Genomic DNA, 8,891 nt, shown 5'->3' with positions numbered 1-8,891 from the left:
AGCCCATCGTCGACCGGAAAATCGTCATTCCGAAGAGCCTGAGGTTGCGAGTCGTGTAGTGTGGCAAAGCGCGATGGGGATGCCGCAACTCTTTGGGTTTCCTCAAAATATGGACAAAAAACTGGCCCAGGGCGCCACTATGGCGAATGCAGTTCAGGCCAGCGGAAGCGCCAGTTATTCCGGTGATGGCTCCGTGGCGCGTCAGGAAAAGCTGGCGCTGAGGGTCGCGGCCACGGTGGTGGAGGAATTGCCCCATGGCGTGCTGCGCATTGAGGGTCAGCAGGAGGTTCGCGTTAATTTCGAACTGCGGGAGTTGATCGTCACCGGCTATGTGCGCGCGGGCGATGTCTCCCGACTGAATGAGATCACCTATGACAAAATTGCGGGCGCCAGGATTTCTTACGGCGGGCGCGGGCAAATCACGGATGTGCAGCAACCGCGATGGGGCCAACAGCTCACCGACAGTCTGCTGCCCTTCTGAGGAGAGACGAGAATGAAATGGCTGTTTCCCATTTTGATGATCCTGGTGTCGGCTTCAGGCGGCGCTGCTGCAGGTTGGTGGCTGCGCCCTGCGCCCGACGTTGCGGCCGCTGATCCAGAGCTCGCAGCGCTTCCCGAGCCGGCAGCAGAGGTGAGCTATTACAAGCTCCCCAATCAGTTTGTCGTGCCCGTGGTGGAAAACGGGCGGGTTGCGGCGGTGGTTTTAATGTCTCTCACGCTACAGCTGCGCGGCGAGATGGCAGAGCAGGTGGCCTTTCAGGAGCCGAAGTTGCGGGACGAATTTCTGAAAGTGCTTTTTGAACGTGCCAATGTGGGCGGATTTCGTGGCAATTTCACCGGCGAAAGCCAGGTTGCACAGCTGAGACACTCCCTGGTTGAGGCTGCGCGGTTGGTGCTGCCGGGGGTGGTCGATGATATTCTGATAACGGATCTGCTCCGTCAGGATCAGTGAGTCAGCCGGGATCTGCCCCCTTGCGAAGGGCAGGTCCCTGGCAAAGTTTTTCAACCACATCCGCCCTTCCGAAAGCCTCCCTGGCTTCGGTCAGCCGCTCTGCGGCTTCGACCATTTGTCGGGCGAGAAGGCCGTTAAGGGCGATCCGGCGCTGCTCTGCCCAGCTTTCATAAAGCAGGCGCTGCTGCTCGAGGGTGGCCGCATTCTCCCCCTCAAAACGTGGTAAAATCGGGCAGGTCAGTCCATCGATCCGGGCGGCGGTCTGCTCGCAGGCCAGCCGTGCAGAACTCAGCGCTGCCAGTGCCAGGTCCGACTTTAACTTTGCCAGCTGATGCAGGCTCTTGAGCCGACGGGTGTCGGGAGATTTGCTCATCAATGCCTCCAGCTTCCGGAAGACTTTCTGCGCAGCGATTCCGCATAGCGGATCGCCGCGGCGACGGCGCGATAGTGGTCGGGGCGGATCTCCTCTCCGACAGCGACCGTTGCATAAAGGGCCCGCGCGGCCGGCGGGTCCCGCCGGATCGGAACATTGGCCCGCTGCGCAGCCTCGCGGATCCGCAGTGCGATCGCATCGGTTCCCTTGGCCAGGCAGACGGGCGCGTGGCGGTTGCCGCGCTGCCAGGCAAGCGCCACAGCATAGTGTTCGGGGTTAACGATAACGACGCTTGCCTTCGCGACATCTGCGATCATGTTGCGGGTGGCGATTTCCTCGGAGCGCTGGCGGCGTTTGGCCTTCAGGTGGGGGTCACCCTCTGAGCTGCGCAGCTCATCTGTCATCTCTTTACGCGTCATCCGCAGACGGCGGTGGTGGTCAAAATGCTGCCAGAGCAGATCCGCCAGGGAGATGGTTAACTGCAGCAGAAACAACCAGAGCAGAAAGCTGCCCATAAGATTTGCCGCTAGGATGATATTCTGGCCCGCACTCAGGGCAGTCGCCTGCAACAGCGTTCCGCTTTGGCTCAGCAGCAGCCAGATGAGCAGCGCGGCGATCACGCTGAGCTTCACGGTGCTGCGCAGAAATTCCACAATTCCGGTGAGGCCAAACTTCCGCTTAAACCCGGCCAGTGGTGAGATCCGGCTTAGTTTGGGCTGCAGCCGTTCGGTTGCGAAGGTTAAACCGCGTTGCGCGAAAAGAGATATAAGCACCATTGCTGCCGGGATGACGAACCAGGGCAGCAGGGGCACCGCAACCGCAGCCGTGAGAGACAAAATCCCTGCTCCGGCGGAGTGTCCGACGGCTTCCGGGCGCTCCAGCAGACCTTGCAGAATGGCGGCAGGGCCGCTTGCGCCCTGAGGCCAGATCCATGCTGCCAGCAGGAGGCCACCTGTGGTGGCTGCTGCTGCCAGATCGCGGCTGATCGGAATTTCTCCGCGAGCCCTTGCGTCATCGAGGCGGCGTTGACTGGGGGCAAATTCCTTCTCGCCGGCGTCCTGTTGCATCAAAGGCCCCCTCGGGCGGCAAAGGGATTGTTCAGCCAGATCTGAACTTCGGTCAGCCACAATGCCAGAATGACAGGGGTTGCCGTGACCAGAAGGATCAGCGCGCCGAGGGTCAAAGCGGGGGCGCCGATCAAAGCGACCATCAGCATCGGCATGGCACGGTTAATCGCGCCGATCGCGATATTGTAAAGCAGGCCGCCGATCAGAAAAGGAGCAGCGAAAGACATGGCGAGCCGGAAACTGCGCGCCGCCCCCGCCAGTCCCCAGACGGCGATGTCAGCAGAAGAAGGGAATGTTCCCTGTGGCAGAAATTCGTAGGAGCGGATCAGCAGGGCCGCCGCTGCCTCCGGAAGGCCCATGGCGCAGAGGAGTGCGAGGGCTGCATAGCTGAACATATTTGAAATTCCCGACTGCGGCTCCGAGCCGGCTCCGGTGAAAATCTGGGCGAGGGATCCGGCCTGAGCGGCCATCATACCGGCGGTTTGAAGGGCGATCAGGAAGAAGCGAAACCCCGCTCCAAGTGCCAGGCCGTTTCCGGCTTCGGCGAGCAGTGAACTGAGGCTGACGACCGCCGGTGTCCCAAGCGCGGGGGTTACGATGGCAGTCAGACAGAGCGCGGCCGCGAGGCGAATGCGCAGGGGGATGATCTGTTCGCCAAGGGCCGGCAGCAGCGCGACAAAGGCGCCGGTCCGCAGGAAGCAGAGGGTTGTTGCCCAGAACATGGCGCTTCCCGCGCCCGTGCCCCATGACAGTAATTCCTCAATCGGTGTCACGCGGGCACCTGTCCGACCAGAGAGGGACGCGCGCTGGTGCCAAGCTCTTCGTAGCTCAACACCGGGACCGGGAGGCGGCGGGCGGTGAGAACGCTGTGCAGGAAACGACGTCGCTGGGCAGAGGTGATGACGGCCGGGGAGAGGCCCTGCTCTGTAGCGCGGCTGATCTGACTGCTTAAGCCATTGGAGAGTTTTTGAAATTCCTCAGGTGGCAGGGCGATGTCGCTTAGTCCGCGGTCTGCATCGATCTGATAGCGGCTGAAGGCCTGGTCCCATTCCGGCGCGAGTTGCACGAGGGGGATTGTGCCGTCGGAGCGTCGCAAGGCGGCAATGAGCTGAAAGCTGAGACGGCGCCGGACATGCTCACAGATGGCTTCGGGGGGCAGGGGGCTGTGGCGGATCTCTGACATCGCCTCCAGGATCAGCGGCAGGTTACGGACCGAAACCCGCTCCTCCAGGAGCAGACGCAGGACTGACAAAAGCTGTTCCGGAGCCACTTTTTCGGGGATGAGGTCGTCAAGAAGCCGCCTGTTCGCCTCTGAGCGGGCAGGGTCGCTCAGACTGGTCAGTTCGTCAAACAGCCTTCTGAGGCCGCGCAGGGTGAGCAGTCGTGGAAGATGTTCCTTAATGACCTCCAACAGATGCGTTGCGAGCACCTCAGAGGGAGAAACGACGGTCAGCCCGTTCAGGACGGCAGCTTCCTGATTTTCCGCAGCAATCCAGCGGGCCGGGGCACCATAGACCGGCTCGCGGACATCCTCGCCGGGGGGCGCCGGAAGGTCTGTGCCAGCGGGCTGCAGAACCAGCGCCCGTCCGGCGCGCAGGCTGTCGCGGGCGGCCTCAGCCCCCTGAATGAGGATGCGGTAGGTGCCGCCCGGCAGGGTCGCTTCATCGGTCAGGCGGATCTCGGGGAGGATAATGCCGAAATTGGTCGCGACATGCGTGCGGATTGAGGAAATACGCGCATCCAGCCCCGTGCCAGGGTCCAGGATCAGGGTGACGAGGTCCGGAGCCACTTCGACGTGGATATCATCAAGGTCAATCATATCGCCGATCGGTTTGCGCCGCGCAGCGACCAGAGGCTCGGGATCGTGGACGGGCAGCGCGGCCGTCCTGCGCTTTCGAAGCGCCAGAGCGCCCAGTAAGGCTGCCGAGGCAATGAATGGCAGGAAAGGGAGCCCCGGGAAAAGCGCAAAGACCGCCAGCAGGCCTGCCACCGTCAGGAGGGCCGCCGGGAAGCGCCCTAATTGAGTAAAAAGGGCCTGATCGGCTGAGCCGGTCACCGCGCCGCGTGCAAGAAGAAGAGCAGAAGCGACTGAGATGATGACGGCCGGAATCTGCCCGACAAGCGCGTCACCCACTGTCAGCATCGTATAGGTGTTCACCGCCTGCGAAAGCGGCATACCATGCGAAAACACCCCGACCGACAGGCCGACGATCATATTCAGGCCGGTGATCAAAAGGCCTGCGATGGCGTCACCGCGCACAAATTTCGACACCCCGTCGAGGGAGCCGAAAAAGGTCGTCTCGGCCAGTTCCTTTTCTCGGCGGTGACGTGCCTTCGTGGCATCGATCGCGCCGGCGCTCATATCAGCGTCGATGGCAAGCTGGCGGCCCGGAAGCCCGTCGAGCGCGAAGCGCGCGCCGACCTCTGCCATTCGGCCGGCCCCTTTGGTGATCACCATGAAGTTCACGATCAACAAAACGCAGAATACCACGACGCCCTGCAGGACAGAGCCACTCATCAGGAAGCCTGCGAAGCCTTCGATGATGCTGCCGGCGGCATCAGGGCCCGTGTGACCCTGAGAGATGATGAGCCTGGTGGAGGCGACATTCAGGGCGAGACGCAGCATAAGGCTGGCGAGAAGAATGGTCGGAAAAGATGAAAAATCGAGCGGTCGCTCGACAAAAAGCGTGACCGTGAAAATAAGAATTGCGAGGGCAAAGGAGGCGGCAAGGCCGATGTCGAGCAGCCAGGCAGGCATTGGCAGAACCATCATGAGGATGATGGTCAGCAGCGCCAGCGAGAGCAGGACGGTGGGCTGTAGCAGAGCGTTCCTGAGCATCTTAACCTCCGAAAAAGCGCGGACGGGGGCCGGGAAGCAGGGCCCGGCCCCCGGGGCTGACCCGCAGAAGCGAGCCGGCGGAGAGCACCGTACCTCCGCGCAGAAGCGGAGTGCCCTGACCACGAGGCCGCATATGGGTGGGCTGTTGTGGCAGTTCGGCATTCAGTCGGGCGAGGTAGCGGCCTGCCAGCTCTGGCGTATGAGAATGGTACCTTCCCGCAGCCACCTGCCAGTCCTGGCTCTCGGCGTAGAGTTTTCTCAGAAAAACCGTTGCATATCGGGCGTTTGCCAGCGGATCGAGCATAGTGGTCACGCTGCTGAAGTGCCGCCCGTGCCAGTGAAAGTTGATCTGAAAGCAGCCGATGTCGATGTTGCGGTTGCCGGTGTTGAGGGCCTGGAGGAGATGCGCCTCCGCTTCCTTGCGGGATGAAAACCAGTGGCCCTGACCCGCCTCGTTCAGGGTCCAGGGCCAGGGCTCGGTCTCGCCACCGCGACGTCGGCCCGTTTCAATGCGGGTAATGGCCAGCAGTATGTTAAGCGGCACACCGCTTTCTTTTGCCGCAACGCGCGCCGCTTCGTCGCAGAGCGATGGGGCCGCGGGCGACAGGCCCGGCAGAAAGAGAAGCAGGGTGAGCAGGCGTATCATGGCTGCGTGGTCCTGTTGGCAAGAAGAGCAGAAATTGCCTGTCGGCTGCCCGATGAGGCCTCAAGGCGGTCACGGGCAGTGGCCAGCGGGCCTTCCGGTTCCTCCGGCGAAAGAGGCGGGGCCAAAGCATCCGCCACCTTTCGAAGCGGGGCGGGCAGCCAGCGGGCAGAGGCCTCCAGGTCACCGGCAAGAAATGCCGCCCGCGCGGCGCGATCCGGCTCTCCGGCCTCTGTCCAGGCGACGGCAGCGGCGGGCGCGTCCGCCAAAAGCTCAAGTGCGGTGGCGCGCAGTTTCGCGGCCTCTGCGCTGTCCTCACCCGCAATGCGGCGCAGGGCGGCTCTGCCGTCCCGAAGGGCGAGATCGGCAAGAGCAAGCGCCCCTTTGCGATCTGCCGCCTCCAGGGGCTCAAGCCAGTCCCGCGCGGCGGAGGCAAACCCAAGCTCTGCAAGGCGCGTCCCTATTTTCAGTTGAATGCCCGGCGGCAGCTGTGCAGATGTCGCGCGGTCCGCCCGCAATGCGCTTTCGGTCAATGCCGCATCGCTGCCCCGGTCGGCCAACAGGCGCCAAAGGTCTGTATGGAGCGGGTCTGGCGGAGGCGGCAGATCGGCAAAGGCCTTCAGATGCTCTCCGCTCAGCAGCCGCGCTTTCGCCAAAGCGACCCTCACGGCGCGACCGTCCTGACCAGATGAGTGATCCCGCGCCATGGCTTCAAGGGCTGCGACCAAGTCGGGCTGCGGTAACTGCTCTTTTTGCAGCTCCAGTTCCGCCAGTTCTGCGAGTGCGGCAGCGGCACTGCCTGTATCGGTGCGCATCACCTCCCGAAAGAGGAATTCCGCCTGTTTTGCAGGTGCGGAGGATTTATGCAGGCGCCCCGCCGAGAGTGTCAGGGCGCCGCTTTGCCGGCTTGCCGCACGCAATGCCGCATTATGGATCGCAAAGGCGGCATCCTGGCGCCCCGCAGTCAGAAAGCGCTGCGCAAGGTCTGGTCCAAGCGCCTCGCGAAGCGGCCCTGGCAACTCGCTGAAGGCCCGAAGTAAGGCGGGCTCATTGAGGTCGGGCGGGAGGGATCCGTGAGGATGAGACACTACGGCCCAGAGAGCTGCAGGACCGTCGCAGGCGGCCATATTCCTGAAGTATCCCGCCTCCGGATCCGAATCTACGAGATGGCTTAAAGAAAGCCAGAGACTGTGGTCCGTGAGAGCGTCGGTATCGGGGTCTGTCGTGTCTGCAAGGGCAAGAATTGCGCGGGCTTCGGCGCCGAGCCCAAGGGCGAGGTGAAGGCGCACGGCAGCTGCAAGTCCGGCAGGGTCTGTGAGATCTCTCTCGGCGGTCAGGTGAGATCGGCTTTGTGAAAGTGCAGCCGCAGCATCAGACCCATTCCACCAGCTGCCGATGCGGAGTCGATCTTCTGAGACGCATTGTGCCTCCGTTCCAGGCGGATCACCCATCCCCGCAGGGGCGCGGTTGTGGAATGTCATCTGTTCAGGGCGATCACTGTTGGGCGGCTCTGCGGGTTCATCGCTGAGGGGCAGAACTTCAGGGAGCGGGCCCGGTATGCGTGCGATCGGTCGAAGCGCGCCTGCTGCAATTCCGCGCGACAGATCCTCCATCAGGCTTTTTGAGAGCGCTTCTGCATGCTGAGTAACGGGACGAAAGGGGACTTTTTGCAGGGGTTTGGCGCGCGGCACGTTATCGGGAAGCTGTAGCGGAATAACGGGCGCGAGGGATTGTTCGAAGCGAGAATTTGCGGGGGCGGCACCATTTCTGATGTCGACGATCAGCAGACCGGGCCGATCCTCGGTGAGGCGGGCATGGCACAGGCAGCCCAGACGGATCTTCAGTTCGCCGTCTTCGGCAAGCCAGTCGATCCCGGCCAGGCGGTTTTTACCGATGCGTCTGTAGACCTGGCTGAGATCGACGGCGGCAGGAGGCGGGAGGATGCGAAGACCATAGTCCTCGCCGCGGCGCCCAAGCTGCCATTCACTGCGCGGCGGGAGGTCAAGAACGACTCGCGTAAAGCCCGGGTGGTCTCCGCTGTAGGCCGTAACGGTCTGCGCCTGGGAAACCCCGGCAGGAAGCAGCAGAAGAAAGATGAGAAGCAGCATTATGCAGCCTCCTGCTGGCGCAGCCCGCGCAGCGCGCCTTCCAGTTCGGTAAACTCAGGCCGGACATGGTGGGGGGCATTCTGCCGGCCCACTTCGATACAGATTGTGGCGGGATGCCTGTGCAGATTGGCGATCAGCACCTCGCGGATCAGACCGTAGAAGTGCTGGTCCTCTTCAACCACGGATTTGACGCGGGTGGCGAAAGGGCCGACGATCCCATAGGCGAGAAACACGCCCAGAAATGTGCCAACGAGAGCGCCACCGATCATTTTTCCAAGGACTTCAGGGGGCTGGTCAATGGATCCCATCGTTTTAATCACACCAAGCACAGCCGCAACAATGCCAAGAGCGGGCAGGCCGTCTGCCATGGTCTGCAGCGCATGGGCAGGGTGCATCGCATGGTGGCGCAGCGCCTCCATGCGTTTGTCGAGCACTTCTTCGACCTGATGGGGGTCGTCGTAGTTCATTGCCGCCGCGCGCAGGGTATCGGCAATCAGGCCAACGGCCTCATGGTCTTTGCGAATCTTCGGGTAGCGGGCGAAGATGGAAGATGTTTCAGGCGCCTCGATATGTTCTTCCAGAGCGACCGGGTTGTCGCGGGCCAGGCGTACCAGCTCAAACAACAGGCAGAGCAGATCGCGGTAGTCCGCGGCCTTCCAGGTCGGTCCTTTGAAAACCTTCTTGATATCGCTGAGTGTATGTTTGATGGCGGGCCCGGCATTGCCGACCAGAAAGGCGCCGATTGCGGCCCCGCCGATCATCATCATCTCAAACGGCAGTGAATAAAGGATGATCGACATTTTCCCGCCAGCGGCGAGATAGCCGCCGAAGACCATGACGAAAACGCAGGCAATACCGATAATTCCGGTCATGGGACCTCCCTTGCGATGATCGCTTCAGTGTGTGCGG

9 protein-coding genes are annotated in these 8,891 nt (G+C 62.3%); 2 read left to right on the top strand and 7 right to left on the bottom strand.

The genetic code is table 11. The annotated features are described in order from the left end of the window. Both EP867_RS03770 and EP867_RS03765 read left to right on the top strand, forming a co-directional pair. Positions 1–481 (top strand): flagellar basal body L-ring protein FlgH (locus tag EP867_RS03770; RefSeq protein ID WP_174722297.1); only part of this gene is annotated, 481 nt, incomplete at its 5' end. A 12-nt stretch (positions 482–493) separates the two neighbouring features. Continuing rightward, the gene (locus EP867_RS03765) at positions 494–952 is read left to right on the top strand and encodes a flagellar basal body-associated FliL family protein (protein ID WP_128486872.1); all 459 of its coding nucleotides are present in this window, start codon (positions 494–496) and stop codon (positions 950–952) included. A gap of 1 nt (position 953) precedes the next feature. Here EP867_RS03765 and EP867_RS03760 read toward each other — a convergent pair whose 3' ends face one another. The 7 genes from EP867_RS03760 to motA are packed head-to-tail and all read right to left on the bottom strand — an operon-like array spanning position 954 to position 8,854. Then, on the bottom strand, positions 954–1,325 hold the full coding sequence (locus tag EP867_RS03760) for a hypothetical protein (RefSeq protein WP_128486871.1): 372 nt from the start codon (positions 1,323–1,325) through the stop codon (positions 954–956). After that, positions 1,325–2,392: a flagellar type III secretion system protein FlhB gene (gene flhB / locus EP867_RS03755; RefSeq protein WP_128486870.1), complete on the bottom strand. Its 1,068-nt coding sequence runs from the start codon at positions 2,390–2,392 to the stop codon at positions 1,325–1,327. The genes EP867_RS03760 and flhB overlap by 1 nt, the downstream gene beginning before the upstream one ends. After that, positions 2,392–3,114 (bottom strand): flagellar biosynthetic protein FliR, encoded by a 723-nt coding sequence (locus EP867_RS03750; protein ID WP_128486869.1) that lies wholly within the window; start codon positions 3,112–3,114, stop codon positions 2,392–2,394. The genes flhB and EP867_RS03750 overlap by 1 nt, the downstream gene beginning before the upstream one ends. A gap of 47 nt (positions 3,115–3,161) precedes the next feature. Next, entirely contained in the window at positions 3,162–5,231 is a 2,070-nt protein-coding gene (locus tag EP867_RS03745) for a flagellar biosynthesis protein FlhA (RefSeq protein WP_128486868.1), read from the bottom strand. A gap of 1 nt (position 5,232) precedes the next feature. Beyond that, complete coding sequence (locus EP867_RS03740) at positions 5,233–5,877, bottom strand: lysozyme family protein (protein WP_128486867.1); 645 nt, start codon at positions 5,875–5,877, stop codon at positions 5,233–5,235. Continuing rightward, positions 5,874–7,982, bottom strand: coding sequence for a hypothetical protein (locus tag EP867_RS03735; RefSeq protein WP_128486866.1), 2,109 nt, complete (start codon positions 7,980–7,982; stop codon positions 5,874–5,876). Before EP867_RS03735 ends, EP867_RS03740 begins: the two co-directional genes overlap by 4 nt. Further along, on the bottom strand, positions 7,982–8,854 hold the full coding sequence (gene motA / locus EP867_RS03730; RefSeq protein WP_128486865.1) for a flagellar motor stator protein MotA: 873 nt from the start codon (positions 8,852–8,854) through the stop codon (positions 7,982–7,984). Before motA ends, EP867_RS03735 begins: the two co-directional genes overlap by 1 nt. Between the last annotated feature and the right edge of the window lie 37 nt (positions 8,855–8,891).

The sequence above is a fragment of the Falsigemmobacter intermedius genome, assembly GCF_004054105.1.
Classification (GTDB): Bacteria; Pseudomonadota; Alphaproteobacteria; order Rhodobacterales; family Rhodobacteraceae; genus Wagnerdoeblera; species Wagnerdoeblera intermedia.
The sequence above is the reverse complement of the archived record's forward strand: the minus strand, read 5'-3'. Positions and strand labels throughout refer to the sequence as shown.

What these genes read in the sequence shown, in the direction of transcription:
- EP867_RS03735 (WP_128486866.1), bottom strand. Translation starts at nt 7,982, where the DNA reads ATGCTGCTTCTCATCTTTCTTCTGCTGCTTCCTGCCGGGGTTTCCCAG.
- EP867_RS03750 (WP_128486869.1), bottom strand. Translation starts at nt 3,114, where the DNA reads ATGTTCTGGGCAACAACCCTCTGCTTCCTGCGGACCGGCGCCTTTGTC.
- EP867_RS03740 (WP_128486867.1), bottom strand. Translation starts at nt 5,877, where the DNA reads ATGATACGCCTGCTCACCCTGCTTCTCTTTCTGCCGGGCCTGTCGCCC.
- EP867_RS03765 (WP_128486872.1), top strand. Translation starts at nt 494, where the DNA reads ATGAAATGGCTGTTTCCCATTTTGATGATCCTGGTGTCGGCTTCAGGC.
- EP867_RS03760 (WP_128486871.1), bottom strand. Translation starts at nt 1,325, where the DNA reads ATGAGCAAATCTCCCGACACCCGTCGGCTCAAGAGCCTGCATCAGCTG.
- EP867_RS03745 (WP_128486868.1), bottom strand. Translation starts at nt 5,231, where the DNA reads ATGCTCAGGAACGCTCTGCTACAGCCCACCGTCCTGCTCTCGCTGGCG.
- flhB (WP_128486870.1), bottom strand. Translation starts at nt 2,392, where the DNA reads ATGCAACAGGACGCCGGCGAGAAGGAATTTGCCCCCAGTCAACGCCGC.
- motA (WP_128486865.1), bottom strand. Translation starts at nt 8,854, where the DNA reads ATGACCGGAATTATCGGTATTGCCTGCGTTTTCGTCATGGTCTTCGGC.